Source organism: Kitasatospora sp. NPDC101183, from assembly GCF_044767945.1.
GTDB lineage: Bacteria > Actinomycetota > Actinomycetes > Streptomycetales > Streptomycetaceae > Kitasatospora.
In genome coordinates this window covers 279,795-306,385 of record NZ_JBIWOW010000009.1, presented here as the reverse complement: position 1 = coordinate 306,385, position 26,591 = coordinate 279,795, and the positions used below count along the sequence as shown (strand labels likewise).

General features: G+C 74.9%; 19 protein-coding genes and 1 pseudogene. 7 read left to right on the top strand and 13 right to left on the bottom strand.

The genetic code is table 11. The annotated features are described in order from the left end of the window. Positions 1-206: 206 nt before the first annotated feature. Positions 207-893 (top strand): hypothetical protein, encoded by a 687-nt coding sequence (locus ACIRRS_RS15705; RefSeq protein ID WP_402970422.1) that lies wholly within the window; start codon positions 207-209, stop codon positions 891-893. Positions 894-904: 11 nt separating this feature from the next. On the opposite strand, the gene ACIRRS_RS15700 is transcribed toward ACIRRS_RS15705, so the two are convergent. Beyond that, positions 905-2,293, bottom strand: a complete 1,389-nt coding sequence (locus ACIRRS_RS15700; RefSeq protein WP_402970420.1) for a DUF6350 family protein — start codon at positions 2,291-2,293, stop codon at positions 905-907. Positions 2,294-2,425: 132 nt separating this feature from the next. Here ACIRRS_RS15700 and ACIRRS_RS15695 point away from each other — a divergent pair, with 132 nt between their 5' ends. After that, complete coding sequence (locus ACIRRS_RS15695) at positions 2,426-5,251, top strand: sigma factor-like helix-turn-helix DNA-binding protein (RefSeq protein ID WP_402970417.1); 2,826 nt, start codon at positions 2,426-2,428, stop codon at positions 5,249-5,251. Between the two features lie 61 nt (positions 5,252-5,312). Here the strand turns inward: ACIRRS_RS15695 and sucD are convergent, their stop codons facing one another. The 5 genes from sucD to ACIRRS_RS15670 form a co-directional block, all read right to left on the bottom strand. Then, positions 5,313-6,197, bottom strand: a complete 885-nt coding sequence (gene sucD, locus ACIRRS_RS15690; protein ID WP_402970414.1) for a succinate--CoA ligase subunit alpha — start codon at positions 6,195-6,197, stop codon at positions 5,313-5,315. Between the two features lie 17 nt (positions 6,198-6,214). Beyond that, complete coding sequence (gene sucC / locus ACIRRS_RS15685) at positions 6,215-7,387, bottom strand: ADP-forming succinate--CoA ligase subunit beta (RefSeq protein ID WP_402970411.1); 1,173 nt, start codon at positions 7,385-7,387, stop codon at positions 6,215-6,217. Between the two features lie 326 nt (positions 7,388-7,713). Next, on the bottom strand, positions 7,714-8,877 hold the full coding sequence (locus ACIRRS_RS15680) for a VWA domain-containing protein (RefSeq protein WP_402970409.1): 1,164 nt from the start codon (positions 8,875-8,877) through the stop codon (positions 7,714-7,716). Between the two features lie 17 nt (positions 8,878-8,894). After that, positions 8,895-11,183: a DUF5682 family protein gene (locus ACIRRS_RS15675; protein ID WP_402970406.1), complete on the bottom strand. Its 2,289-nt coding sequence runs from the start codon at positions 11,181-11,183 to the stop codon at positions 8,895-8,897. Beyond that, on the bottom strand, positions 11,180-12,262 hold the full coding sequence (locus tag ACIRRS_RS15670; protein ID WP_402970403.1) for an AAA family ATPase: 1,083 nt from the start codon (positions 12,260-12,262) through the stop codon (positions 11,180-11,182). The genes ACIRRS_RS15675 and ACIRRS_RS15670 overlap by 4 nt, the downstream gene beginning before the upstream one ends. 167 nt (positions 12,263-12,429) lie before the next feature. Between ACIRRS_RS15670 and ACIRRS_RS15665 the strand changes: the two genes are divergently transcribed. Then, positions 12,430-13,746, top strand: coding sequence for an SWIM zinc finger family protein (locus ACIRRS_RS15665; protein WP_402970400.1), 1,317 nt, complete (start codon positions 12,430-12,432; stop codon positions 13,744-13,746). Between the two features lie 11 nt (positions 13,747-13,757). Next, positions 13,758-15,359, top strand: a complete 1,602-nt coding sequence (locus ACIRRS_RS15660; RefSeq protein ID WP_402970397.1) for a DUF5691 domain-containing protein — start codon at positions 13,758-13,760, stop codon at positions 15,357-15,359. A 63-nt stretch (positions 15,360-15,422) separates the two neighbouring features. Here the strand turns inward: ACIRRS_RS15660 and ACIRRS_RS15655 are convergent, their stop codons facing one another. Further along, the gene (locus ACIRRS_RS15655; RefSeq protein WP_402970394.1) at positions 15,423-15,827 is read right to left on the bottom strand and encodes a cobalamin B12-binding domain-containing protein; all 405 of its coding nucleotides are present in this window, start codon (positions 15,825-15,827) and stop codon (positions 15,423-15,425) included. A gap of 311 nt (positions 15,828-16,138) precedes the next feature. Between ACIRRS_RS15655 and ACIRRS_RS15650 the strand changes: the two genes are divergently transcribed. Continuing rightward, positions 16,139-16,909, top strand: coding sequence for a M23 family metallopeptidase (locus tag ACIRRS_RS15650; protein ID WP_402970392.1), 771 nt, complete (start codon positions 16,139-16,141; stop codon positions 16,907-16,909). Here ACIRRS_RS15650 and pcrA read toward each other — a convergent pair whose 3' ends face one another. From pcrA to ACIRRS_RS15635, 3 genes are all read right to left on the bottom strand, one after another. Next, positions 16,910-19,534 carry a DNA helicase PcrA gene (pcrA, locus tag ACIRRS_RS15645; protein ID WP_402970389.1) on the bottom strand — a complete coding sequence of 875 codons (2,625 nt, stop codon included), beginning with the start codon at positions 19,532-19,534 and terminating at the stop codon, positions 16,910-16,912. 92 nt (positions 19,535-19,626) lie between these two features. Next, the gene (locus tag ACIRRS_RS15640; RefSeq protein ID WP_402970386.1) at positions 19,627-20,304 is read right to left on the bottom strand and encodes a LuxR C-terminal-related transcriptional regulator; all 678 of its coding nucleotides are present in this window, start codon (positions 20,302-20,304) and stop codon (positions 19,627-19,629) included. Then, complete coding sequence (locus ACIRRS_RS15635; RefSeq protein ID WP_402970477.1) at positions 20,297-21,646, bottom strand: PspC domain-containing protein; 1,350 nt, start codon at positions 21,644-21,646, stop codon at positions 20,297-20,299. The genes ACIRRS_RS15640 and ACIRRS_RS15635 overlap by 8 nt, the downstream gene beginning before the upstream one ends. Before the next feature lie 259 nt (positions 21,647-21,905). Here ACIRRS_RS15635 and ACIRRS_RS15630 point away from each other — a divergent pair, with 259 nt between their 5' ends. Together ACIRRS_RS15630 and ACIRRS_RS15625 are read left to right on the top strand one after the other, a co-directional pair. Then, positions 21,906-23,330, top strand: a complete 1,425-nt coding sequence (locus ACIRRS_RS15630; RefSeq protein WP_402970383.1) for a PspC domain-containing protein — start codon at positions 21,906-21,908, stop codon at positions 23,328-23,330. Then, complete coding sequence (locus tag ACIRRS_RS15625; protein ID WP_402970380.1) at positions 23,327-23,548, top strand: hypothetical protein; 222 nt, start codon at positions 23,327-23,329, stop codon at positions 23,546-23,548. The genes ACIRRS_RS15630 and ACIRRS_RS15625 overlap by 4 nt, the downstream gene beginning before the upstream one ends. A 28-nt stretch (positions 23,549-23,576) precedes the next feature. On the opposite strand, the gene ACIRRS_RS15620 is transcribed toward ACIRRS_RS15625, so the two are convergent. The 3 genes and pseudogenes from ACIRRS_RS15620 to guaA form a co-directional block, all read right to left on the bottom strand. Next, on the bottom strand, positions 23,577-23,855 hold the full coding sequence (locus tag ACIRRS_RS15620) for a ubiquinol-cytochrome c reductase iron-sulfur subunit (protein ID WP_402970474.1): 279 nt from the start codon (positions 23,853-23,855) through the stop codon (positions 23,577-23,579). Positions 23,856-24,062: 207 nt separating this feature from the next. Next, positions 24,063-24,596, bottom strand: a pseudogene (locus ACIRRS_RS15615) (DoxX family protein); the annotation flags it as partial. Positions 24,597-24,784: 188 nt separating this feature from the next. After that, a complete protein-coding gene (gene guaA / locus ACIRRS_RS15610; protein WP_402970377.1) occupies positions 24,785-26,380 on the bottom strand; it encodes a glutamine-hydrolyzing GMP synthase in 1,596 nt (531 codons plus the stop codon). Positions 26,381-26,591: the final 211 nt, after the last annotated feature.

Genomic DNA, 26,591 nt, shown 5'->3' with positions numbered 1-26,591 from the left:
CCTCGGCGGCGCTACGCGCGTAGTTGAGACGGGGATCTCCTCGCCCTCCCCGTACGGGAGTTGCCGGCCGCGCGGCGGCGCCCCCGGCCGCGGGGGGACGGGTCGCCGGTGGAGCGGTGAACGGCTGCGGGATCATAGAGGGCGTCGGGGCGACGCTCCGGCCGACCGACGGACCGAGCCACCGACCCAGAAGGAATGGCCGAACCATGAGCAGCGGCGACGACACCGGCGAGCGCAACCCCTTCGCGCCGCCGCCGGCGGATGCCCCGGACCAGCCGTGGCAGCCGCGCGGTCCCCGGCCCGGCGAGGGCGGCGTCCAGGGCCCGTCCGGCGAGGGCGGGACGGGTTCCGGCTCGGGCTCGGATTCCGGCTCGGGTTTCGGCTCCGGCTCCGGCTCCGGTGAGCGTCCGCCGTTCCCGCCGCCGTGGGGCGCCGGCCTCGGCGACGGCCGCCCCGGCCAGCGGCCCCCGGCCCCGCAGCCGCCCCGCCTCGACCCGGCCAACCCCGCCCACCGCCGCGCCCGCAACGCCGCCCTCGCCGGGCCGCTCGCACTGGTCTGCCTGTTCCTGGGCTTCCACTGGGCCGCCCTGCTCGTCGGCCTGCTCGGCATCGTCTGGGGCGTCAGTGCGCTGCGCTCCCCCAAGCCGGCGGACGGCCGCACCGGCGGCACGCCGTACGAGGCGCCGGCGCCGAACCCGCTGACCCCGGCCGCGCTCGCGGGCATCCTGACGGGCGCGATGACGGTCGTGGTCACGACCTCGGTGATCGGGCTCGGGCTCTACTACAACGAGTACGCGACCTGTGTGAAGGACTCCCTGACCTCCGTCGGCGCCCAGAACTGCGACCGGTACGCGCCGAAGTGGTACGTGGACTTCACGGGCAACGCCGAGTAGCCGCCCGCCGCTCAGCCGACATCGGCTCGGTCCGTTCGGTCGGCTCCGTCGGCTCCGTCGGCTCCGTCGGTTCGGTCGACGGGCGCGCGGTGGCCGGACAGGCGTAGGACGGCAGCGTACGCACCGGCGCGCAGCCTGAGCGCGCTCCGGCGTGCGAGCCCCGCGAGGTCCGGCGCCCCCTGGGCCAGGTGGCGGACCAGCAGCACCCCCGGCACGGCCGTCAGCGCGACCCAGCCCGCGGCCGCCAGGCCCGTCCACCAGGGCACCGGCCCCAGCCGGGCCATCCGCTCGGCCGCCAGCGCACCGCCCGACAGCCAGCCCAGCGCCGCCGCACCCGCCCCCGTCAGCAGCGCCGCCGCCAGCCCCGCGACCGCCGTCGCGGCGGGCGGCCAGGGCTCCTCGGCGCGCAGCGCCGCCCGCCCCAGCAGCAGCGTCGGCACCACCCCCGCCAGCACCGGCAGCAGCAGCGCCGCCCACCGCCAGCCCCCGGGCCCCTCGGCCGGCAGCAGGGCCAGCAGCGGGAACTCCGGCAGCGGGCCCAGGGCCGTACCCGCCGGGGCCACCGCCGTACCGCTCCCCACCGCGAACCCCGTGCCCAGCGCGTACGCCGCGCCCCACACCACCGCGTTCGGCAGCAGCGCCACCGCGAGCAGCACCAGCCCCGCCACCGCCGCCGGGCCGCCGCCCAGCAGCGCCGCGCCCCGGCCTCCCCCGGCCGCCGCCGCGAGCACCGCCGACACCGCCACCAGCACCCCGCCCGCCGCCACCAGCCCGGCCCCGGCCGCCAGCGCGGCGGCCCGCACCGCCGCCGCGCCGCCGACCGGGCGGTACGGCGGGGGCAGGCGGTCGAACAGCGCGTCGAGGACGGGGTGGGCGCGGGCGTCCCGGTCCGCCGAGCGCACGCCCGCGGCGACCGCCGCCCCCGCGACCACGGCCACCACCGGCACGTCCAGCAGCAGCCGGCTGCGGAACAGCCCGGCCCCCGCGCAGTGCAGCGCCACGCCGACCGCCACCGCGCAGTACCCCGACCAGAGCGCCACCGGCCCGCCCCACCGCGAGCGCAGCCCGCGCCGCCGCTCCAACGCGGCGCCCGCGCGGTACAGACGCACCACCGCGAGCACGCCCAGCAGCAGGGGCGTCACCGACAACGGCGCCTCCGAGGGGCCTCGGAGCACCGGCGCGCCGTGGCCCAGCAGCCACAGGGCCGCCGCCAGACGGGTGGCACCGGCGGCGCCGTCGTCCGCGTAAGGGGTGATCACCCAGAGCCCGAGAACGGGCACTCCGACCGCCGCGAGGCCGACCAGCGCCGTCCGCACCCCCGTCAACAGGTCGGCGGGCACCGGGCGTCCGCCCAGTTCGCCCGGCACCCCCATGATCGGACGACCCGTCAGCTGCGTCATGCGCCTCATGGTGCCAAGGCGACTCGCCATGCTCCGTGAAGCGGCAAACCGCCGCCGTGTCCCAGATTATTGGCTTATGCGCATTTTCAGACCCTGCCCCCAAGCCGCCGGCGTCCCGGCCCGGAGCGTCTGATGACCACGCCACCCACCCCTCACCCCACCCCGAAGCGGCGCCCCCGCGAGCGCGAGCTCGCCCACCTGCTGCGAAAGCTGACCCCCCGTGAGGCCCAGACCCTCGCCCACCTCTCCGCCGGCCACGACCTCGACCACATCGCCGCCACCCTCGGCGTGACCCCGACCACCGCCCGCAGCTACCTCCACCGCGCCATGCGCAAACTCGGCGCCCCCACGGAGGCCGCCGCCATCGCCCTGACCCGCGACGCCGGGCGGGCGGACGCAGAGGCCGTGGCCGACGAGGCAGCGCGGATCAGCACCACGGCGGGCGGGCCCACACCCGAGCCGCGTGGCGGCCGCGCCGCCACGCGGCCCGGCGCCGCACCTGCCGACGGGATGGCGAACCAACCCGGCACCGCTGCGGCGCATCCTGACGCCTCGCCCGCCGGGCCACTGTCGGCGCGCAACGACCGCCCGAGCGCAAACGCCCGCGACACATCCGCCAACCCGGCGAGCACGTGGGCCGACCGAGCACACGAACAGCACGGCGGGCAGGCGGTTCCCGGCCGCAACGGATCGTCGGCGGAGGCTGCGGCTGCGGCTGCGGCTGCGGACGAGCTTCGTCGGCCGACTGCCCCGCAGGCGGCCGACGAGGCGTCGCGGAACAGCACTGTGGCGAAGAAGCCCGGCGACACGGCGGGTCGGCCCCGTGGCGGCCGCGCCGCCACGCGGCCCGGCGACCCGGCGGCGAAAGCCCGGCCCGACGCCACACCTGCCAATGGCCCAGCGGGCCGACGTGGCGACGAGGCCTCCCACGCAGCACCCGCAGGGCCGCTGCCGACGCACAACACCAGCCCAGGCGCAGAAGTCGGTGACACGGCGCACGTGCCGCACGGGGCCTGGGCGAAGGCGCGGGGTGGCAACTCGCTCGATGCGGGGGCCCCGCAACGCGGCGACGGCTCCGAGCAGACGCGCGGCAGTCAGCCCGCCGACGCCTCGTCGGCGCGGCGTGGCGCCGTGTCCGCCGACACGGCGCCGCAGTCGGCCGACACCGGGAGCCCGCGCCACGGAGACGCATCGGCCGCGCTGACGCAGAACCAGCGCGAGGCCGGTGCGAAGGCTCAGGGCCACCAGGCCGCCACGACTCGCGAGGGCGGGGCGGGACAGCACGACGGCCTCTCCGACGGAGTGCCCGACACGGCGAGCACACGCGGCAGGCGGGCAGACAGCCCGGCCGCCGCGCCGGACACCGCAGCCGCGAAGCGAGGCGACGAGAAGCCTGCCGTGGAGAAGCTGAACGGCAGCCGGTCCGCCAGGGAGGCAGCCGCTGCGGAGTCCGGCAGGAAGGAGGCTCGGGGCCGCCGGGCCAACGGCGGCGATGCGAAGCAGGCCGCCAAGAAGCCCGACGTCGGGCGAAGGCTCGGCGGCAGGACGACGACAGCCGGGGAGGGTGTGGTGGGCCGCGCTCCGGCCCGGGCGTCCGAGGGGGCCACCGACGCCACGCGGGAGCGGCGTGGGCAGGCCGGAGGGAGGCCCAGCGCTGCCCAGGGGCTGAGCGACCGGCCGTCGGAGATCGCCTCCGCCGCGGCAGGCCACGCCGAGACGGAGCCCCCCGGCGGACGGGCCGCCCGGGGAAAGCCCGCTGCGGCGGCCCGTGGCGAGCGGGCCGCGAGCAGCAGAGCGAAGCCGACCAGCAGGAAGCCCGGCGCCGAGGAGGGCAGCGAGGTGGCAGCCGCCGTGAGGGGAACGTCCGGGGCTCTGCGTGAGCGCGGCGGCGGGGAGCCCGCCGCCGCGCAGGAGGTGCACGTCGTAGGAACCGGGGGCTTCGACCTGCTCTACGAGGGCGCCCACACCCGCCTCGTGCAGCAGGTGTTCCTGCTGACCGCCTGCCGTCACCGCGCCGTGCACTGTGTGCGGCTGGCGTTCGGGGAGGCGCGGCGGGGGTGGGAGTGGGTGGGGGTGTCGGGGGACCCGGAGGGGTGGGTGCGGGCGCGGGCGAGCGAGTTGGCGTTGTCGCCGTGGCACCGGGGCGGGCCGAGGCGGGCGCACGTGTGGTCGTGGCCGCGGCGGCGGATCCGGGTGCGGCCGGCGGACGAGACCCAGGCCGTACTGCCGGACCACGACCGGCTGACGGACCGGGACCGGGCGCTGCTGAAGGCGCTGAAGCGGCTGTCCCGCCCGCAGCGCCGCGCGCTGGTGCTGCACGACGGGTTGGGGCTGCCGGCCGAGGCCGTCGCGCGGGAGGTGGAGTCGACGCGGGCGGCGGCGGAGGCGCGGGTGTGGTCGGCGCGGGAGGCGCTGGCGGGGTGGGTGCCGGATCTGGTGGGCCCGGATCCGGGGGCGCCGGGGTTCGCGGACGGGCTGAGCGGGCTGCTGCACCGGGCGGCGGTGCGCGGCTGCCCGCAGCCGCACCGGGCGGCGGTGCCGGTGCTGCGGGCGCGCCACCGGTTGTGGACGGCGAGCCGGACGGGCGCGGCGGCGCTGCTGACGGTGGCGGTGGGCGGGGCGACGCTGGCGACGCTCGCGGGGATGCGCCCGGCGGTGCTGATGCGGCCGCCGGACCCGCCGGCCCCGTCGATGTGCGTGGCGGCGCCGGGCGCGGAGGTGGAGGAGCCGGGGGTGCCGGTGCTGCCGGGCGGCGAGCCGATCGGCGTACGGAGCCTGTGGTGCAGCCCGGCTCCGGGGCTGGAGGCGGTGGTGGTGGAGCCGACGGCGAAGGCGCAGGCGGGGCGCTGGGGCACGGCGCCGCAGGTGGGCCGGGGTGCCCCGCCCCCGGCGGCGGGCCCTGCGGCCTGCCCGCTTCTGGTGGCGCGGCCGTGCACCCACGGGCCGTCCGGGCGGTGAGACGCGAGCGCCCCCGCCCCCTCGGGAGGGGCGGGGGCGCTCGGTGCGCGGCTGGGGAGGGTCAGCCGGCGATGATCTCGCGCGCCAGGCGGGCGGTCTCGGACGGCGTCTTGCCGACCTTGACACCGGCGGCCTCGAGGGCCTCCTTCTTGGCCTGGGCGGTGCCCGAGGAGCCGGAGACGATGGCGCCGGCGTGGCCCATGGTCTTGCCCTCGGGGGCGGTGAAGCCCGCGACGTAGCCGACGACCGGCTTGGTGACGTGCTCGGCGATGTAGGCCGCGGCACGCTCCTCGGCGTCGCCGCCGATCTCGCCGATCATGACGATGACCTCGGTCTCCGGGTCCTCCTGGAAGGCCTTGAGGGCGTCGATGTGGGTGGTCCCGATGACCGGGTCACCGCCGATGCCCACGGCCGAGGAGAAGCCGATGTCGCGCAGCTCGTACATGAGCTGGTAGGTCAGGGTGCCCGACTTCGAGACCAGGCCGATCTTGCCGGAGCTGGTGATGTCGGCCGGGATGATGCCCGCGTTCGACTGGCCGGGGCTGATCAGGCCGGGGCAGTTCGGGCCGATGATCCGGGTCTTGTTGCCCTTGGAGCCGGCGTAGGCCCAGAAGGCGGCGGTGTCGTGCACCGGGACGCCCTCGGTGATGACGATCGCCAGCGGGATCTCGGCGTCGATGGCCTCGATGACGGCGGCCTTGGTGAAGGCCGGCGGCACGAAGAGGACGGAGACGTCGGCGCCGGTCTCCTTCATCGCCTCGGCGACGGAGCCGAAGACGGGCACCTCGGTGCCGTCGACGTCAACGGTGGTGCCGGCCTTGCGCGGGTTGACACCGCCGACGATCTGGGTGCCGGAGGCGAGCATGCGGCGGGTGTGCTTCATGCCCTCGGAGCCGGTCATGCCCTGGACGATGACCTTGCTGTCCTTGGTAAGGAAGATAGCCATGGTGTTGAGTCCCTTCCTTACTTGTTGGCCAGCTCGGCGGCGCGGTCAGCGGCGCCGTCCATGGTGTCCACGCGCTGGACCAGCGGGTGGTTGGCGTCGTCGAGGATCTTGCGACCCAGCTCCGCGTTGTTGCCGTCCAGGCGGACGACGAGCGGCTTCGTGACGTTCTCGCCCTTGCTCGCGAGGAGCTCCAGGGCCTGCACGATGCCGTTGGCGACCGCGTCGCACGCGGTGATGCCGCCGAAGACGTTGACGAAGACCGACTTGACGTCGGGGTCGCCCAGGATGATCTCCAGGCCGTTCGCCATGACCTCGGCCGAGGCGCCGCCGCCGATGTCGAGGAAGTTGGCGGGCTTGACGCCGCCGTGGTTCTCACCGGCGTACGCGACCACGTCGAGGGTGCTCATGACGAGGCCCGCGCCGTTGCCGATGATGCCGACCTGGCCCTCGAGCTTGACGTAGTTCAGGCCCTTGGCCTTGGCGGCCGCCTCGAGCGGGTTGGCCGCGGCCTTGTCCTCGAGCGCCTCGTGCTCCGGCTGGCGGAACTCGGCGTTCTCGTCCAGGGAGACCTTGCCGTCGAGCGCGATGATCTTGCCCTCGCCGGACTTGATCAGCGGGTTGACCTCGACGAGGAGGGCGTCCTCCTTGATGAAGACGGTCCACAGCTTCTGCAGGACATCGGCGACCTGGTCGGCGATCTCGGCCGGGAACTTCGCCGCGGCGACGATCTCGGCGGCCTTCTCCGGGGTGCAGCCCTCGTTGGCGTCGACCGGGATCTTGGCGAGCGCGTCGGGGTTCTCCTCGGCGACGACCTCGATCTCCACGCCGCCCTCGACGCTGGCCATGGCCAGGAAGGTGCGGTTGGTGCGGTCGAGCAGGAACGAGACGTAGTACTCGTCCTTGATGTCGGCGGTCTGGGCGAGCATCACCTTGTGAACGGTGTGGCCCTTGATGTCCATGCCGAGGATCTGCTCGGCCTTGGCCACGGCGTCGGCCGGGTCGGCGGCGAGCTTCACGCCACCGGCCTTGCCTCGGCCACCCACCTTCACCTGAGCCTTGACGACGGCGCGGCCGCCGAAGCGCTCCGCGATGGCGGCAGCGTCTGCGGCGGTCTCGATGACATCGCCGTCAAGCACGGGCACGCCGTGCTTGGCGAAGAGGTCCCTCGCCTGGTACTCGAACAGGTCCACGTGTTTGTCCTTGTTCGTGGTCGCGGATTGTGTCTCTACGAGCGTGCCACGGCAGGATCTTCGCTGCGGGTCGTCGGGGCTTGTGCGGGTACGCAGAGGTACGGCCTTGCGGCCCACACAGCCACGGGCGCACACGTCAATCAACACGCGCGTCACGTCCGTCTGGCAGGTTATCCCCGTGGGACGGGCGTGTTCCGCCCGGGGCCTTCCCGTTGTGGGTGAGAACCGTCACAGCCGGGGTGGAAGCGCGTGATGGACGCCTTGTCCACCGATCGGGTGAATTAGCACGTGGGGGTGAACGATCACCGCCCGTCGTCGGGCCCCTCCTAGTGCGGCTGCGGGATCGGCCGCTTCTCGATCGCGGCCGCCATGATCTCCGGGAAGGCGTCCGGGGTGCAGGCGAAGGCCGGTGCGCCGAGCGAGGCCAGGGCGGCGGCGTGGGCGTGGTCGTACGCGGGGGCGCCCTCGTCGGAGAGCGCGAGCAGGGCGATGAACTGCACGCCGGCCGCCTTCATCGCGGCGACCCGCTTGAGCATGCCGTCGCGGATGCCGCCCTCGTACAGGTCGCTGATCAGGACGACGATCGTCTCGGAGGGCCGGGTGATCTTCGACTGGCAGTAGGCCAGCGCGCGGTTGATGTCGGTGCCGCCGCCGAGCTGGGTGGCGAACAGGACGTCCACCGGGTCGGTCAGCTGTTCGGTGAGGTCGACCACCGAGGTGTCGAAGACGACCAGCCGCGTGTCCAGGGTCCGCATCGAGGCGAGCACCGCGCCGAAGACGGCCGAGTGGACGACCGAGGGCGCCATCGAGCCGGACTGGTCGATGCAGAGGATGACGTCCTTCTTGACCGCGCGCTGGGCGCGGGCGTAGCCGATCAGCCGCTCGGGCACGACGGTGCCGTGCTCGGGCAGGTAGTTCTTGAGGTTGGCCCGGATGGTGCGGTCCCAGTCGATGTCGCGGTGCCGGGGGCGGTTGACCTTGGCGCTGCGGTCGAGGGCCCCGCCGAGGGTGGCCCGCGTACGGTCGGCGAGGCGGCGCTCCAGGTCGGCGACGACCTTGCCGACGACGGCGCGGGCGCTCTCCCGGGTGGTCTCGGGCAGCGCGTGCTTGAGCGAGAGCAGGGTGCCGACCAGGTGGACGTCGGGCTCGACGGCCTCCAGCATCTCCGGCTCCAGCAGCAGCCGGTCCAGGCCGAGCCGGGAGATCGCGTCCTGCTGCATCAACTGGACGACGGTGGACGGGAAGTACTCGCGGATGTCGCCCAGCCAGCGGGCGACCTGCGGGGCCGAGCCGCCGAGCCCGGCGCTGCGTCGGCCGGAGCGGCCACCGCTGCCGGGCTCGCCGGGGCCCGAGCGGTAGAGGGCGGCGAGGGCGCCGTCCATCGCGGCGTCGCGGCCGCGCAGGGTGCAGCCGGTCCCGTCCGCCTCGCCGCCGAGGACCAGGCGCCAGCGGCGCAGGCGTTCGTCGTCGGTGGTCGTGGTGGTCGTCATCGACATCTCCTCGGGTCTCAGGTGTCCCGGCCCGCGGCCTGGCGCGGGACGGTCGGGCGGGCGACCCCGAGCAGCAGGGCCAGGACGGGCAGGGCGGCGTCCGCGCGGGCCCGGTCGAGCTCGCCGGAGGCGGCGGGCGCCGCCGGGGCCCCGCCGAGCGGGCCGGCGGCGACGCGGGAGCCGATGGTGGTGCGCACCCCGGTCTCCAGGGCGGCGAAGGTGCGGCGCAGCAGCGGCAGGACGTCGGTGAAGACCTCGCCGCCGACGCCCGTCAGCCACTCGTCGAGCAGGGCGAGCAGCCGGGGGTCGTGCAGCAGCAGGGCGCCGCCGCCGGTGAGGAAGCCCTCGATCCAACCGGCCGCGTCGGACGGGGAGTTGGCGGCGGACAGGACGAGCCGCAGGCGGCGGGCGGCCTCCTCGGAGTCGAGGCGGCCGTCGTCCAGGAGCAGCCGGACGGCGCGGCCGCGCAGCAGGCCGGGGGCGCCGGTGGCCGGGCCGGCGGTGGGTTCGCGGCGGGCGAGGGAGCGCAGGGTGGCGGCCCAGCGGTCCGCGAGGCCGTCGTCCTCCTCCGCCTCGTTCGGGCTCAGCAGGCCGATGGCGCCGTGCACCTCGTCCAGCCGGGCGCGCATGGCGGCGGCGCTGTCGGCGTCCAGCCCGACGCAGGCGGGCGGCAGGCCGACGCAGACCCGGTCGGCCAGGCCGGTGGCGGCCTCGGCGAGGGCGCCGTGGTCGGTACCGCGCACGTCGCCGTAGCGCAGCGCCCGGACGAGCGCGGGCAGCGCGCCCGCCAGGTGGGCGACGTCGGTGTCCAGCGCGGCGCAGTCGGCGAGCACCCGCATGACGGCGGGCAGCGCGCCGGACAGGTGCGCCAGCAGGCAGGTCTCCACCAGGCCCGTCAGCTCGGCGAGTTCGACGGCCGCGCGGGCGGTGCCGACGGCCTTGTTGACGGCCGCCTCCTCGACCGTGGTGCCCCACTGGGCGGCCTCGGCGATCCGGACGGCGAACTCGGGCTGCCAGCACAGCCGCCAGGTCTCGCGGAAGGTGCCGGTGGAGGTGACGGAGGAGCGGGCGGGCACGCCCCAGTCGACGCCGAGCAGCCGCAGCCGGTGCAGCAGCCGGGAGCGGGCCGCGTCGGTGTCCTTGCGCAGGTCGAGGTCGAGGTCCCTGGGCGCGGCCTCGGGCTTGATCCGCAGGGTGCGCTGGAGGCGGGAGAGGTCGCGCTGCAGCGGCACCGCCGGTGCGGAGTCCGGGACCTCGCCCAGCGCGTCGCCGATGACCAGGCCGTCCCGGACGAGTTCCAGGGCGAGGTCGGAGCCGTCGCAGAGCACCGCCCGTACGGCGTCCAGCGTCTCGGTCAGGCCGGCGAGCGGGCGGCCGCGCATCACGGCGAGGGTCTCGGCGAGGCGGACGGCCTCGATGACGTGGGCGGAGGAGACGGGGTGGTCCTCGGCGCGCAGCAGTGCGGCGGCCCGGGTGAGCCAGCGGGGCACCGGGTCGCCCTCGGTGGCGAACAGGTGGTGGTACCAGCCGGGCGAGGGGACGCCGGCGCCGTAGCCGGAGGACTGGGCGAGGCGGCGGTGCGTCCACGGGACCCAGGTGACGTCCGTCCGCACCTTCTTCGGCAGTTCGGCCAGCAGCGCCCTGTCGTGGGCGACGGTCGGCATCGTCTCCAGCGCGGGGACGTGGAAGGCGCCGCAGACGACGGCGATCCGCGCGAAGCCGGAGCGGCGGGCGGCCCGGATCTGCTGGCGCATGTGCGCCTCGCGGCGCAGGTCGCGGCGGGACTCGCCGAGGCCCTCGGCGCGCAGGGCGCCCATGGCCTCGGCGACGGCGGCGAAGGGCGCGAGCGGGTCGGCGCCGGGGGTGCGGTGCTCGACCACGTCCTCCCACCAGCGCTCCGGGTCGTCGTGCCCGGCGGCCTCGGCGAGCAGGGCCAGCGGGTCGGCGGGCGCCTCGGAGGGCTCCTCGCCAGGGTCGTCCGACGAGGCCGCGAAGCCGTACGCGGCGGGCAGGTCGATGAAGCGCACCGGCAGGTCGTGCTCGACGCCGTACCGGATCGCCACCCACTCCGGGGAGAACTCGGCGTACGGCCAGAAGGCGGCCTTCGCCGGATCGTCCACCGCGTGGGCGAGCAGGGCGACCGGCGGCACGAGGTCCTTCTCGGCGGCGAGGTGGACGATCGCGTCCGCCTCCGGCGGGCCCTCGATCAGCACCGCGTCCGGCCGCCAGTGCGCCAGGGCCGCCGCCACCGCCCGGGCCGAGCCGGGCCCGTGGTGGCGGATGCCCAGCAGAGCCACGTCCGTCATGCCGTCACCTCTCGGGCGGCGCGGTAGAAGTCCTTCCAGCCGTCGCGCTCGCGCACCACCCCTTCGACGTACTCGCGCCACACCGCCTGGTCGGCGACCGGGTCGCGGACGACGGCGCCGAGGATGCCGGCCGTGACGTCGCCGGCGCGCAGCACGCCGTCCCCGAAGTGGGTGGCCAGGGCGAGGCCGTTGGTGACCACGGAGATCGCCTCGGCGGTGGAGAGGGTGCCGCTCGGCGTCTTGACCTTCGTCCGGCCGTCCACGGTCAGGCCCGCGCGCAACTCGCGGAAGACGGTGACCACGCGCCTGATCTCCTCGGCGCCGCCCGGCAGTTCGGGCAGGTCGAGGGAGCGGCCGAGCTGGTTGACCCGGCGGGTGACGATGTCGACCTCCTCGTCCAGCGAGCCCGGCAGCGGCAGCACCACGGTGTTGAAGCGGCGGCGCAGCGCGCTGGAGAGCTCATTGACGCCGCGGTCGCGGTCGTTGGCGGTGGCGATCACGTTGAAGCCGCGTACGGCCTGCGTCTCGCCGCCCAACTCCGGTACGGGGAGCGTCTTCTCGGACAGGATGGTGATCAGGCTGTCCTGCACGTCGGCGGGGATGCGGGTCAGCTCCTCGACGCGGGCGATCTTGCCGTCCGCCATCGCCCGCATCAGCGGCGAGGGCACCAGGGCGTCCCGGCTGGGGCCGTGGGCGAGCAGCTGGGCGTAGTTCCAGCCGTAGCGGACGGCCTCCTCGGGCGTGCCGGCGGTGCCCTGCACCAGCAGGGTGGAGTCTCCGCTGATCGCCGCGGCCAGGTGCTCGGACACCCAGGTCTTCGCGGTGCCGGGCACGCCGAGCAGCAGCAGCGCGCGGTCGGTGGCCAGGGTGGTGACGGCGACCTCGACGACGCGGCGCGGGCCGATGTACTTGGGGCTGATCGCGGTGCCGTCCGGCAGCTCGCCGCCGAGCAGGTACGTGGCCACGGCCCAGGGCGAGAGCCTCCAGCGCGCGGGGCGGGGGCGGTCGTCCTGGGCGGCCAGCGCGGCCAGTTCACCGGCGAAGGCGTCCTCGGCGTGCTGCCGCAGAACGTCGGTCATCTCGGGCTCCTTCGGGTCGGCCGGCGGGCATGGGAATGCCCGGGTGACAGGGCGTCGGGGCTTGTTGGGAACCAGCCTGCACCCCGGCACTGACAACGCCGTACGGGGGCGGGCGGGCCGTCGGCGGCTGTCCGCGGCTGTCAGTGGCTCCCCCTACGGTCGGTCGCATGGAGGAACGCTGGAGCACCGAACACGTCCTGTCCCTGGCCCCTGACACCTCGTCGCAGAAGGCGGCGGGCAAGCTCTCCTCGTCCGCGCCGTGGTCCGGTACGGGCACCGACGGCACCGCGCTCTGGGGCGAGTGCAAGGGCAGCGGCAGCACGCCGTACCGCACTGTGATCGAGCTGGCCACGCCCGCCTACCAGTGCAGCTGCCCCAGCCGGAAGTTCCCGTGCAAGCACGCCCTCGGACTGCTCCTGCTGTGGAGCGGCACCCCGGAGGCCGTCCCCGAGGCCGCCGAGGCGGCCGACTGGGCCGCCGACTGGCTGCAGGCCCGCACCGAGCGCGCCGAGAAGGCCGCGGAGAAGCGCGCCTCCGCCGAGCCGGCCGACCCCGAGGCCGCCCGCCGCCGGGCCGCCCGGCGCGGCGCCCGGGTCGCGGCCGGGGCCGCCGAGCTGCGGCTGCGCCTGGCCGACCGCGTCCGGCACGGCCTGGCCGACCAGGCCACGGCCGGCCCCTGGGAGGAGGTGGCCGCCCGGATGGTCGACGCGCAGGCCCCCGGACTGGCCACCCGCGTACGGGAGTTGGACGCACTGCCGCAGGAGCGGCTGCTGGAGGAGTACGCCATGCTGCACCTGCTCGCCACCGCCGCCACCCGCGTGGACGAGCTCCCGGCGGAGCTGGCCGCCACCGTCCGCAGCCGCGTCGGCTACACCCTGGACGCCTCCGAGGTGCTCGCCGGCCTGACCGTACGGGACCGCTGGCTCGTCCTCGGCTCGCGCGACAGCTCGGACGAGCGGCTCACCACCCGCCGCCTCTGGCTGCGCGGCGCCAAGACCGGCCGCCACGCCCTCCTGCTCGCCTTCGGCCGCCCCGGCCAGGCCCCCGAACTCGCCCTGCCCACCGGCCACCTGCTGGAGGCCGACCTCGCCTTCCACCCCGGCGCCCACCCGTTGCGCGCCGCGCTCGGCACCCGCTACGGCGCGCCCGAGCCCGGCCCGGCCGGGGCGCCCGCCGGGCTGGCGGTCGCCGAGGCGGTCGCCGGGTACGGCACGGCCGTCGCGGAGGACCCGTGGTTGGAGAGCCGGCCCACCGTCCTCTCCGAGGTCGTCCCCGTCCGCGCCCCCGACGGCTGGCACCTGACGGACGGGCACCACACCGTGCCCGTCCGCGCCTCGGCCGTCCCGGAGGCGGCGCTGTGGAGGCTGGCCGCCGTCTCCACCGGCCGCCCGCTGACCGTCTTCGGCGAGTACGGCCACCAGGGCTTCGCCCCGGTCACGGCCTGGGCCGCCGACCACCGCCCGGTCGGCCTCACGAACCTCTAGGAGCACCAGAGATGACCCTCACCCAGGACCCGTGGGAGACCCTGCACACCACCGCGCTGCTCGGCACCGACCGCCGCCCGCTCCCGGCCACCGGACTGCCGCTCGCCGACGCCCTGGACGGCTCCGACCCGGCCACCACGCTGCTGGAGCTGGCCGCCCTCGCCGCCGTCCGCCGCCGGGCGGGCGCCCTGCCCGTGCCCGCCGCCGAGCCGCCCGGCCCGGCCGCGGCCGAGGACGACCGCCCGGAACTGCCCGCCGCGGCCGCCCGCCGGCTCGCCGTGCTGCTCACCGGCCGGGGCGGCGGCAGCGCGGGCACGCTGGCCAACCTGGCGGAGCTGCTGCCGCAGTGGCTCACCACCGCCCGGGCGCGCGGCCTGCGCCCGCCCGCCGCGCTGGTACCCGGGCTGCTCGACGCCGCCCGGGCCCGCAGCGAACTGCGCCCCGACGCCGTCGCGCTGGCCGGGCCGCTGGGCCGCTGGCTGGCCGAGCAGAACCCGGACTGGCGGTTCGTGCTGCGCACCGTCACCGAGCAGGCCGAGCCCGCCGCGCCGGTGGAGGACCACCAGCCCTGGCACGAGGGCCTGTTCGCGGAGCGCGTCACCCACCTGACCCTGCTGCGCCGCCGCGATCCGGCCGCCGGCCTGGAGCTGCTGCGCTCCACCTGGGCCACCGAGCGCGCCGAGGACCGCCTGCTGTTCCTGGACGCCCTCCAGGACGGCCTCTCCACCGCCGACGAGCCCTTCCTGGAGGCCTCCCTCGGCGACCGCAGCAAGAACGTCCGCGCCACGGCCGCCGAGCTGCTCTCCACCCTGCCGGGCTCCGCCCTGGCCGCCCGGATGGCCGAGCGCGCCCGCACCGCCGTCCGCCTCGCCGAGGCCGGCACCCACCTGCTGGTCACCCCGCCCGCCGAGTGCGACGCGTCCATGCAGCGCGACGGCATCGCCCCCAAGTCCCCCACCGGGCGCGGCGAACGGGCCTGGTGGTTCGGCGAGGTGGTGGCCGCCGCGCCGCTGTCGGCCTGGCCGCAGAGCACCGGGCTGACGCCCGAGCGGCTGCTCGCCCTGCGGGTGGGCGACAGCATCGACGAGACCAGCAGCAGCTGGGCCGACGACCTGCGGGAGGCCTGGGCGCGCGCCGCCGTGCGCCAGCAGGACGCCAGCTGGGCCCGGGCGCTGCTCGGCCCGGCCCCCGCCCCGCCCGCCCGGGGCGCCGGACGGGCCCGCGCCCCGCGCACCACGGGCGCCCCGGCCAAGCTGCTGGCCGTCCTGCCGCCCGAGGAGCGGGCCGCGTGGACGGCGGCGTTCATCGAGGTGCACGGCCTGGGCGAGGCCTTCCAGTTGCTGGGCGCCTGCGCCGCGCCGTGGACGCCGCCGCTGTCCACGGCCGTGGTGGCGGCCCTGGCCCGGGCCGCCGCCTCCGGCGCGTACCCGTGGAGCCACAGCGGGGTGCTCGGCATGACGGAACGCGCGCTCGCCCCCGAATCGGCCTCCGCCGTCGAGGAGTTGGCGGCGGGCGCGGCCCCGGACTCGGCCTGGGCGGAGACCTTCTCCCGGCTGGCCGGGACCCTGCGCTTCCGGGCGGCGATGCTCGCCGAGCTCGGCGCCCAGAACTGACGGCAGCGGGCCGGCCTTCCGACGAGGAGGGCCGGCCCACTGCCGTACGTACGTCGAAGGGCCTCAGCCCACGCGCAGGTTGGCCTCGACCCAGGCCACCACGTCCCGGGTGGGCGTGCCCGGGGTGAAGATGTCCGCGACGCCCATCGCCTTCAGCTCGGCGACGTCCTCGTCCGGGATGATCCCGCCGCAGAACACCTTGATGTCCTCCGCGTCGCGCTCCTTGAGCAGTTCCAGCACCCGGGCGCAGAGCGTCATGTGCGCGCCGGAGAGGATCGACAGCCCGATGCCGTCCGCGTCCTCCTGGATCGCGGTGTCGACGACCTGCTCGGGCGTCTGGTGCAGCCCGGTGTAGATGACCTCCATACCGGCGTCGCGCAGGGCACGCGCGATGACCTTGGCGCCACGGTCGTGACCGTCGAGCCCCGGCTTGGCGACCACCACACGGATCGGCCCCGACACACTCATCACTGCCTCCTGGACCTCGTCGTCCACCATCCGACCGGACCTCGTGGGCCAGCGGCGCGGTTAACGGCTGATAACCAACCTGAGGGGAGGTTAGCGCCACCCGGCCCGGTTGACCCGGCCGCCCGCCAAGAGGAGGGCGAAATCACAGCCCAGAGCCCTTGCTACCGGCGGGTAGGGCGCTTCCCGCGTACCCGCACGACCTCTTGACAAGCGGGGATTTTTCCGGGGTGTCGACCTTGCGGCTACAGTCACGGCTGTTTTCCCCTCGCCCGAAAACGCACCCAGAGGCTTCACCGAGGAGGCAGCCCCCGATGGCTCCCGAAGCAGCCCGCCCGACCCGTGCGGAGCTGCGTGTCGCGGCCCGCGAGCAGTCCCGTGCCCAGCGCCGGGGCGCCGCCAAGGCCGCCACCCGGGCCGCGCTGTTCCGCGTCGCCGTGCCCTCGGTGGCCGCCCTGGGCGTGGCGGGGGCCGCGGCGATGACGGTGGTGCAGCAGGACGGAGGCGTCCCCGCGCAGGCCTCGGCCGCCGGAGCCCCGGACCGCACCGCCGCCGCGAAGGCCGCCCAGGCCGCCGCGACGGGCGCCCCGGAGCAGGCCTCGCGCGGCGACGCCCGCAAGCCGCTGGCCGGCGCCCAGCCCGCCGTCGACACCACCGCACAGCCCGCCCCCGCCCAGCCGGCCGCGCCGAAGGTGGTCATGCCGGTCGCCCGGCACGGCCTGGGCGAGCTGTTCGGCGCCTCCGGCGAGCACTGGATGCGCAAGCACACCGGCATCGACTTCCCGGTGGACGGCGGCTCCGAGGTCTACGCCGTGCAGGACGGCACCATCCGCACGCAGTGGAACCCGTTCTACGGCTACATGTCGATACTCAAGATGTCGGACGGCACCGAGGCCTGGATGTGCCACCTGCGGGCGTACAAGATCCGCAAGGGACCGGTGAAGCAGGGCGACGTGATCGCCTTCGTCGGCAGCAGCGGCAACAGCACCGGCCCGCACCTGCACTTCGAGATCCGCCCGGCGGACGGCAGCGGGCCGGTCGACCCGCTGCCGTGGTTCCTCCAGAACGGCCTGGACCCCCGGTAACTACAGCTTCTCGACCGGCGCGTAGCGCAGGACGAGCCGCTTGCGCCCGCCCGAGCCGAAGTCCACCTCGGCCTGGGCGTTGTCGCCGACGCCGCTGACGCCCACCACCGTGCCCAGCCCGAAGGTGTCGTGCGTGACGCGGTCGCCGACGGCCAGCGAGGCGACCTCGCGCTCCACGACCTTCCCGCCGCGCCGCACCGACTGCCCCCACCCGGCCTTCGGCGAGGCCGCCGCGCCGCCCGAGGAGGAGCGCGAACCCCCGCCCCCGGACGAGGACTTGCCCCAGGACGAGCCCGAGGAGAAGCCCCGCTGCACGGGCGCCTGCGCGGCCCCCGTCCGCTTCCACTCGACCAGCGTCTCCGGGATCTCCTCCAGGAACCGCGAGGCCGGGTTGTACGCCGGCTGCCCCCAGGCGCTGCGCAGCACCGAGCGCGTCAGGTACAGCCGCTCACGCGCACGGGTCAGCCCCACGTACGCGAGCCGGCGCTCCTCCTCCAGCTCCTTGACCTGGTTGAGCGCCCGCATGTGCGGGAAGATCCCGTCCTCCATGCCGGTCAGGAAGACGACGGGGAACTCCAGGCCCTTGGCCGTGTGCAGGGTCATCATCGTGATGACGCCCCGCCCCTCCTCGTCCTCGTCCGGGATCTGATCGGAGTCGGCGACCAGCGCGACCCGCTCCAGGAAGTCGGCCAGCGAGCCGACGGGCGGCGCGCCGTCCTCGCCCGCGTCCGGCCGCTCCCCCGGGTCCTGCTCGTACTCCAGGGCGACGGAGGCGAGCTCCTGGAGGTTCTCCACCCGCGTCTCGTCCTGCGGGTCGGTGGAGGACTGGAGCTCGGCCAGGTACCCCGTCTCCTCCAGGACGGCCTCCAGCACCGCCGCCGGGCCCGCCCCCGACTCGACGACCTGCCGCAGCCCGGCCATCAGCACGTTGAACTTCTTGACGGCGTTGGCCGAGCGCGCGGCCATCCCGTACGCCTCGTCGACCCGCAGCAGCGCCTGGGCGAAGGAGATCCGCTCCCGCGCGGCCAGCGCGTCGACCATCGCCTCGGCGCGCTCCCCGATGCCCCGCTTGGGCACGTTGAGGATGCGCCGCAGCGGCACGGTGTCCTCCGGGTTGGAGAGCACCCGCAGGTACGCCAGGACGTCCCGGACCTCCTTGCGCTCGTAGAAGCGCACGCCGCCGACGACCTTGTACGGCAGGCCGACGCGGATGAACACCTCCTCGAAGACGCGGGACTGGGCGTTGGTCCGGTAGAAGATCGCGACGTCGCCGGGCTTGGCCTCGGCCTTGTCGGTGAGCCGGTCGATCTCGTCGGCGATGAACTGGGCCTCGCCGTGCTCGTCGTCCGCGACGTAGCCGATGACCTTCTCGCCGTGCTCGCCGGCCGTCCACAGCTTCTTCTCGCGGCGGTTGGCGTTGCGCTCGATGACGGCGTTGGCGGCGCTCAGGATGGTCTGCGTGGAGCGGTAGTTCTGCTCCAGCAGGATCGTGGTCGCGTTCGGGTAGTCCTCCTCGAACTGGAGGATGTTGCGGATCGTCGCGCCGCGGAAGGCGTAGATCGACTGGTCCGCGTCGCCGACCACGCACAGCTCGGCCGGCGGCACCTCGGACAGGCGCCCGGCGGCCGGGTTCACGAAGTCCCCGTCCACGGTGCGCTTGGGGGCGTCGGCCACCGAGCCGCCGGTCAGCTCGCGCACGAGGGTGTACTGGGCGTGGTTGGTGTCCTGGTACTCGTCGACCAGGATGTGCCGGAACCGGCGCCGGTAGTGCTCGGCGACGTCGGGGAAGGCCTGGAGCAGGTTCACCGTCGTCATGATGATGTCGTCGAAGTCCAGCGCGTTGGCCTCGCGCAGGCGCCGCTGGTACAGCGCGTACGCCTCGGCGAGCTTCTTCTCCATCGGGTTGGCGGCCTGGTCGGCGAAGGTCTCCTCGTCGATCAGCTCGTTCTTGAGGTTGCTGACCTTCGCGGTGAAGGACTTCGGCGGGAACTGCTTCGGGTCCAGGTCGAGGTCTCGGCAGACCAGCGACATCAGCCGCTGCGAGTCGGCCGAGTCGTAGATCGAGAAGCTGGAGGTGAAGCCCAGCTGCTTGGACTCGCGGCGCAGGATGCGCACGCAGGCGCTGTGGAAGGTCGACACCCACATCGCCCGGGCGCGCGGGCCCACCAGCGCCTCGACGCGCTCGCGCATCTCGCCGGCGGCCTTGTTGGTGAAGGTGATCGCCAGGATCTCGCCCGGCTGCACCCCGCGCGCGCCCAGCAGGTAGGCGATGCGGTGGGTCAGCACCCGGGTCTTGCCGGAGCCGGCGCCGGCGACGATCAGCAGCGGCGAGCCGGCGTGCAGCACGGCCTCGCGCTGCGGGTCGTTCATGCCCTCCAGCAGCTGCGCCGGGTCGACGACCGTACGGGCGGAGCCGTTGCGGTGCCAGGCGTCGCGCTCCGCCTCGGCGGCGTGGTCGGTCTGGAACAACCCGTCCGGGATCGCCTCCTCGTACGCGTCGTACGGCTGGTCGTCCTCGTACGGCGGGGGTTCCTCGGCCGGCGGGGCCGCTGCTGCGGGCTGCTTCGACCCGGCGGCGGGGGCCTCGAAACCGGGGAGCGGGAGGTCGTCAAAGAGGCTACTCATGGCACTGCCGAGTCTATGGCCACCCGCCGACAAGCCCGCCCGACCGAAGGAAATCCGGCGGGCGGGCTTGACGAACGGGGCGCGGACCGGGTTCAGACCAGGCGGCGCGCGGTGGCCCAGCGGGTCAGCTCGTGGCGGTTGCTGAGCTGGAGCTTGCGCAGCACGGCGGAGACGTGGCTCTCCACCGTCTTCACCGAGATGAACAGCTGCTTGGCGATCTCCTTGTACGCGTAGCCGCGCGCGATCAGCCGCAGCACCTCGCGCTCGCGCTGGGTCAGCCGGTCGAGGTCCTCGTCCACCGGCGGGGTGTCGGTGGCGGCGAAGGCGTCCAGCACGAAGCCGGCCAGACGCGGGGAGAACACCGCGTCGCCGTCCCCGATCCGGAAGATCGCGTCGACCAGGTCGGTGCCCGTGATGGTCTTGGTGACGTAGCCGCGCGCGCCGCCGCGGATCACGCCGATGACGTCCTCGGCCGCGTCCGAGACGGACAGCGCCAGGAACTTGACCCCTCCCTGCTCGCCCATCAGCCCGGCCGAGCGGCGCAGCACCTCGACGCCGCCCCCGCCGGGCAGGTGGACGTCGAGCAGCACCACGTCCGGCCTGGTCTCGGCGACGACGCGGACCGCCGAGTCGACGTCGTCGGCCTCGCCGACCACGTCGATGCCGGTCACCTCGGTGCGGCCGATCTCGGCCCTGACCCCCGTCCGGAACATCCGGTGGTCGTCGACCAGGACGACCCTCGCCACACGCTCCGGAGCTTCCTCAGTCATGCGTTCTCTCCATCTCCAGCTCGACCTCGGTGCCGCCGCCCGCCGCCGGCCGCACCCGGGCGGTGCCGCCGTTGCGCTTCATCCGGCCGATGATCGACTCCCGTACGCCCATCCGGTCCTCGGGCACCGTGTCGGGGTCGAAGCCGGGGCCGTGGTCGCGCACGAACACCGACACCTTCTTCCCCTCCACCTCGGCGTAGACCTGGACCGGTCCCCCGCCACCGTACTTGGCCGCGTTGACGGTCGCCTCCCTCGCGGCCTGCATCTGTGCCGCGATCCTGTCGTCCATCGGGCAGTCGCCCACGATGACGAGCTCGACCGGGACGCCGTGGCGGTCCTCCACCTCGGCGACGGCGGCGCGCAGGCTCTCCGCCATGGTGTCCGGCGCGGCCTCGGCGACGGCCTCCGGTCGGTACAGCCACAGCCGCAGCTCGCGCTCCTGCGAGCGGGCCAGCCGCTGCACCTCCTTGGGGTCCTCGGCCCGGCGCTGGATCAGGGTCAGGGTGTGCAGCACCGAGTCGTGGATGTGCGCGGCGATCTCGGCCCGCTCCTGGGCGCGGATGCGGGCGGTGCGCTCGGCGCCGAGGTCCTGCCACAGCCGCAGGCCGTACGGGCCCAGCAGCACCAGCACCCCGGCGAGCACCGCGAGGGAGGCCTCGACCACCGAGCCGAGCCCGGAGCCGTTGCCCTGCATGGCGAGCAGCGCGATGGTGCCGACGACGACGAGCAGTACGCCGCCACCGACCCGGGTGTAGGCGCCGCGCCGCTTCTCGCCCTCCTCCAGGCCGAACCAGCGCTGCCAGCGCGAGTCGTCGGCCTGGCGCCACACCAGCGCGACGCCGACGCCGATCGCCAGCAGCGGCCAGGTGTACGGCTTGGCGGTCTGCCAGCCGAGCAGGTTGAGCAGGGCGATCAGGCCGATGACGGTGAGCACCAGGGCGGCGAGCTGGCCGAGGCCCCCCTGCCCGCTCCTCGTCGCGGGGGCGGTCTCCCCCTCCGCCGCCTCCACCGGCGCGGCGGGCGCGGACGGCTCACCCTGGAGCGTGTGCTGGAGCAGTTCACGCATCCGCCCGACCCAACCACCGCCCCCCGTACGGCCCTTGGTGACGGCGCCGCCCTGCGGGCGGCCGACGGCCGGGACGAAGACCCCGTTGACGTACACCCACTGCGCGGCGCCGCGCTGCGCCGGCTCGCCGATGCCGATCGGCACCACGAACCAGAACGCGGCGTACAGCAGCGCGCCGATCCCCTGCGCGAAGAACAGCAGCACGAACGCCAGCCGGACCCAGCGCACCGGCAGCCCGAGGTGCACCGCCAGCCCGTGCGCGACGCCGCCGAGCATCCGCCCGTGCGGGCTGCGGTACAACCGGCGGTAGGGCGGGCGGCCCTCGTCGGGCGCGGAGGAGTCGGCGCCGCCCGAGGCGGGGTCGGGGGCGAGGGTGCGGGGATCGGTACCGGGTGCTGCCACGCCACGATGGTTCCACGCGGGCGGTCGCGGGCGCATCAGGGTGGCGCCCTACCCCTTATCAGGGACAAGTCAGGGTACGGACAGGGACGCACCCGGTTGGGCCGGGCCGGGCCCAGCCGGAAGGATGGTCCCCATGACCGAGGACCAGCGCATCGAGGAGACCGGGCCCGCCGCCCCGCCGGAGGCGGAGCGCCCGCCGCTCACCAGGGCCGAGCGCCACCGCGTGGTGGCCGGCGTCTGCGGCGGCCTGGGCCGGCACCTGGACATCGATCCGGTGGTCTTCCGGGTGGTCACCGTGGTGCTCTGCCTCTCCGGCGGCCTCGGGCTGTTCCTGTACGGCCTGGCCTGGCTTGTCGTCCCGCTCGAGGGCAGCACCGACGGGCAGGGCCGCGGCGGGCGCACCGAACTCCAGCGGGTGCTCACCGGCCGGGTCGACGGCCAGTCGATCGGCGCGGTCCTGCTGACGGTGATCGGCACCGGGGTGTTCTTCTCCTCGATGGGCAACGGCGACCAGATGTTCCCGCTGCTGCTCCTCGCCGGGCTGGTCTTCCTCGCGGTGCGCTACGACCCCGAGCGCCGCCGCGGACGCCGTCGCGGGCGCCGCGGAGGACCGTACGACCGGCTGTACCCGGAGGGCGGGCCGTACCAGTGGCCCCGCCCGGACGACGGCGAGGAGGCCCGCGCCCGGCACGCCGCCGAGCGCGCCGCCGGCACCGTCCCGGCCGACTCCCCGGCGCCCGGCCCCAGCGGCTACCTGTGGGACCCGCGCCACCCCGAGCGCAACCCGTACGGCGGCTCGGCCACGCCGCCGCCCGTCCCCCCGGCCCAGCCCTGGTGGCAGCGGGCCGACCTGCCCGAGGGGGACCCTCTGCGCAAGGAGGGCGCCCGCCGCCCGCCGAGGGCCCCGCGCCCGCCGCGCCGCCGCGAGCCGGCCGTGGTCCGCCACCCCAGGGAGCGCTCGCCGCTCGGCTTCTTCGGCTTCCTGCTGGCGATCGGCGCCGGCGCCTCCGTCTGGTCGGTCGGCTACGGCCACACCGACCCGACCAAGCTGACCACGGTGATGCTGGCCGCCGGCCTGCTGGTGGTCGGCCTGACCCTGCTGCTCGCCGCGAAGGTCGGCAAGGCCCGCAAGCTCGCCGCGATCGGCCTGCTGATGACCCTCGCCCTGACCGTCGTCGGCCGCACGCCGCACTCGATGGACAACGCCGTCGGCGACCGCTCCTGGTCGGTGGCCACGGCGGGCGACCTGCGCGACCGCTACAACCTCGCGGCCGGGTCGATCCGCCTCGACCTCTCCGCCCTCGACCCGGCGGGCGCCACGCTCACCACCAAGGTCGAGGTCGGCGCCGGCCAGGTGACCGTCACCGTGCCGGCGGACGTCACGGTGAACCTGACGGCCACCGTCGGCCTCGGCAACGTCTCGCTCCCGGACGGCCGCCACGACGGCACCGGCAAGCACACCTACCAGCTCGACCCGAGGGGCGCTCAAGCCTCGAAGGGCACCTTCACACTCCAGCTCGGTGTCGGGCTGGGCAACATCAAGGTGGTCCAGCAGTGAGGAAGCACCAGCTCGACCTGTTCTCGCTGATCGCGGGGGCGCTGTTCACCGTGATCGCCCTCGTCTACCTCGTCGCGGCGCTCAACGACCAGTCGGTGAACGGGCGGGTCGTCATCCCGGTCGCCTTCATCGTCCTGGGCGCCGGCGGCCTGGCCGGGGCCGTGGTCGCGGTCTCGCGCCGCAACCGGGACCGGGACCGGGACCGGGACCGGGGCTGAGACCGGGGCTGAGGCTTCCCCCTGAGGCTCAGCTCTGCAGCGGCCCGAGGGTGAGCTTGTCGCCGTCCTTGGTCACGGCGTACTTCGGCAGCGGCTTCTTCGCCGGCCCGTTGACCACCGCGCCGGTCGCGGCGTCGAAGCGGGACCCGTGGCAGGGGCAGTAGAGCTGCCCGTTCTTCGGGGCGTCCACCGCGCAGCCGGAGTGGGTGCAGACCGAGGAGAGCCCGCAGTACTGGCCGGCCTTGGGCTGCACGATGAAGACGGCGTCCCCGGTGGCCGGGTCCTTGACCTGGGCCGATCCGCCCACCGGCACGCTCGCCGCCGCCACCGAGGGGGCCTCGGCCTGGGCGGTGGGGGCGGGCGCGGCGGACTGCTTGGGCGCCGCCTTGTCGTCCCGCCCGTACGTCCGGGTCAGCGAGCCGGCGAGCAGCCCGGCGCCGCCGATCGCCACGGCCGCGATGCCGCCGTCCACCAGCGCCCGCCGCTTCACGTGCTCGTCGCCCAGCCCGCGCGCGCGGTCCCGCCCGGCCCGCCGGGCGAGGTAGCCGTCCACCGACAGGTACGGCGTCCCGGCCAGCAGCAGCGGCGTCCAGGCCAGCAGGTAGATCAGGTCGTTGCCGAGGTAGTACGGCGAGACGCTCCAGCTGACGGTCAGCCAGAGGCTGAGGTTGAGCAGCGCGCCGCCGAGCGCCGCGATCCGGCCCCACAGGCCCACCAGGGTGCCGAGGCCGACCGCCAGCTCGCCGAAGGCGATGGCCAGCGCGAACAGGGTCGGGTGGTCGATGGCGGGGCCGAGCAGGAAGGAGATCGGGCTGCCGCCGGCCTTGGCCGCCTGGGTCTGCGAGACGAACGACGCCGGGTCGGCCGCGCCGCCCAGGTAGTGCGCGTCGGAGAGCTTGTCGAGCGAGGCGTAGACGAACGTGACGCCGAGGAAGAGCCGCAGGGGCAGCAGCGCGTACCTCGACGCGAACGCCCGCCGCTGCGCCGCCTGTTGGGCCCGTCCGGCCGCTCCCCCGTCGACCGGCCGGGAGTTGCTGGCCTCCGACATCGCTCACACCTTCCCTCACGGCCCGCCAGCACCTGACAGGTCCGGTCCGCATTCTGCCCGCTCCTGAACGTTTTCGGTGGGACGTCCCAGCGGGGCCCGTCCCCGGGAGCGGGGGCCGACGCACGACCGCGCCGCCGTCCCCTGGTACGGGAACGACGGCGCGGCCGTTCAGGCTTCGCGGGGAGTGCTCACTCCCACTCGATGGTGCCCGGCGGCTTGCTGGTGACGTCGACGACGACGCGGTTCACGTCGCGGACCTCGTTGGTGATGCGGGTGGAGATCTTCGCCAGCACGTCGTACGGCAGGCGCGACCAGTCCGCGGTCATGGCGTCCTCGGACGAGACCGGGCGCAGCACGATCGGGTGACCGTAGGTGCGGCCGTCACCCTGCACGCCCACGCTGCGGACGTCGGCGAGCAGCACCACCGGGCACTGCCAGATCTCGCGGTCCAGACCGGCTGCGGTCAGCTCCTCGCGGGCGATCGCGTCGGCCTCGCGGAGCAGGTCCAGGCGCTCCCTGGTGACCTCGCCGACGATCCGGATGCCCAGGCCCGGGCCCGGGAACGGCTGGCGCTGGACGATCTCCTCCGGCAGGCCCAGCTCCTGGCCGACCATCCGGACCTCGTCCTTGAACAGCTTGCGCAGCGGCTCCACCAGCTGGAACTGGAGGTCCTCCGGCAGGCCGCCCACGTTGTGGTGGGACTTGATGTTGGCGGTGCCGGTGCCGCCGCCCGACTCCACCACGTCCGGGTACAGGGTGCCCTGGACGAGGAAGTCGACCGACTGGCCGCTCTCGCCGGCCTCGGCGATGATCTCGGCCTGCGCCTGCTCGAACACGCGGATGAACTCGCGGCCGATGATCTTGCGCTTCTCCTCGGGGTCGGTGACCCCCTTGAGCGCGTTCAGGAAGCGCTCGGAGGCGTCGACGACCTTCAGCTGGACGCCGGTGGCGGCCACGAAGTCCTTCTCGACCTGCTCGGTCTCGCCCTTGCGCATCAGGCCGTGGTCGACGTAGACGCAGGTCAGCTGGTCGCCGATGGCACGGTTGACCAGGGCCGCGGCGACGGCGGAGTCCACGCCGCCGGACAGGCCGCAGATGGCGCGCTTGTCGCCGACCTGCGCGCGGATCAGCGCGACCTGCTCCTCGACCACGCTGCCGGTGGTCCAGGTGGGGGCGATGCCGGCGCCGCGGTAGAGGAAGTGCTCCAGGATCTGCTGGCCGTGGTCGGAGTGCAGCACCTCGGGGTGGTACTGCACGCCGTACAGCCGGGCCTCGTCGTTCTCGAAGGCCGCGACCGGGACGAGGTCGGTGGAGGCGGTGACGCTGAAGCCCTCCGGGGCCGCCGAGCAGGCGTCGCCGTGCGACATCCACACCGAGTGCTGCGCCGGGACGCCCTCGAACAGCGTGGAGCCGGAGCGCGAGACCGTCAGCGGGGTGCGGCCGTACTCGCGGGCGCCGTTGTTGTCGACGGTGCCGCCGAGGGTCTTGGCCATCAGCTGGAAGCCGTAGCACATGCCGAAGACCGGGACACCGGCCTCGAAGATCGCGCGGTCGAGCTGCGGCGCGCCCTCCTCGTAGACCGAGGACGGGCCACCGGACAGGATGATCGCCTTCGGGTTCTTGGCGAGCATCTCCGCCACCGGCATGCTGCTCGGCACGATCTCGCTGTAGACCCGGGCCTCACGCACCCGACGGGCGATGAGCTGGGCGTACTGGGCGCCGAAGTCGACCACCAGGACGGGGTCGTTGTCCGGCACGGACTGGCTGGGAATTGCAGAGGACACAGACGGCCTTCCGGCAGCGGTATCGAGGTGTCGCACCGGACCGCCTCCCCGGCGGGGGGCTGCGGCGGCGGACGGGTGTGGGGTGTCTGGACACCGATTCTACCGGGCTGTCCGGTTTCACTCGTCTGCCCGTCCAACCGGCCGTGACCGGGCGGGGCCGAGGTTCGTTGCTTCCTACGACCGCACGGCCGCGCCGCGCCCGCCAGGCGCG

Coding starts and splice junctions, on each gene's coding strand:
- ACIRRS_RS15660 (WP_402970397.1), top strand. CDS start 13,758: ATGACCCTCACCCAGGACCCGTGGGAGACCCTGCACACCACCGCGCTG.
- ACIRRS_RS15640 (WP_402970386.1), bottom strand. CDS start 20,304: ATGACTGAGGAAGCTCCGGAGCGTGTGGCGAGGGTCGTCCTGGTCGAC.
- ACIRRS_RS15705 (WP_402970422.1), top strand. CDS start 207: ATGAGCAGCGGCGACGACACCGGCGAGCGCAACCCCTTCGCGCCGCCG.
- ACIRRS_RS15650 (WP_402970392.1), top strand. CDS start 16,139: ATGGCTCCCGAAGCAGCCCGCCCGACCCGTGCGGAGCTGCGTGTCGCG.
- ACIRRS_RS15635 (WP_402970477.1), bottom strand. CDS start 21,646: ATGCTCGGCGGCGTCGCGCACGGGCTGGCGGTGCACCTCGGGCTGCCG.
- ACIRRS_RS15670 (WP_402970403.1), bottom strand. CDS start 12,262: ATGACCGACGTTCTGCGGCAGCACGCCGAGGACGCCTTCGCCGGTGAA.
- ACIRRS_RS15680 (WP_402970409.1), bottom strand. CDS start 8,877: ATGACGACCACCACGACCACCGACGACGAACGCCTGCGCCGCTGGCGC.
- pcrA (WP_402970389.1), bottom strand. CDS start 19,534: ATGAGTAGCCTCTTTGACGACCTCCCGCTCCCCGGTTTCGAGGCCCCC.
- ACIRRS_RS15700 (WP_402970420.1), bottom strand. CDS start 2,293: ATGACGCAGCTGACGGGTCGTCCGATCATGGGGGTGCCGGGCGAACTG.
- ACIRRS_RS15675 (WP_402970406.1), bottom strand. CDS start 11,183: ATGACGGACGTGGCTCTGCTGGGCATCCGCCACCACGGGCCCGGCTCG.
- ACIRRS_RS15695 (WP_402970417.1), top strand. CDS start 2,426: ATGACCACGCCACCCACCCCTCACCCCACCCCGAAGCGGCGCCCCCGC.
- sucD (WP_402970414.1), bottom strand. CDS start 6,197: ATGGCTATCTTCCTTACCAAGGACAGCAAGGTCATCGTCCAGGGCATG.
- ACIRRS_RS15655 (WP_402970394.1), bottom strand. CDS start 15,827: ATGAGTGTGTCGGGGCCGATCCGTGTGGTGGTCGCCAAGCCGGGGCTC.
- ACIRRS_RS15665 (WP_402970400.1), top strand. CDS start 12,430: ATGGAGGAACGCTGGAGCACCGAACACGTCCTGTCCCTGGCCCCTGAC.
- ACIRRS_RS15630 (WP_402970383.1), top strand. CDS start 21,906: ATGACCGAGGACCAGCGCATCGAGGAGACCGGGCCCGCCGCCCCGCCG.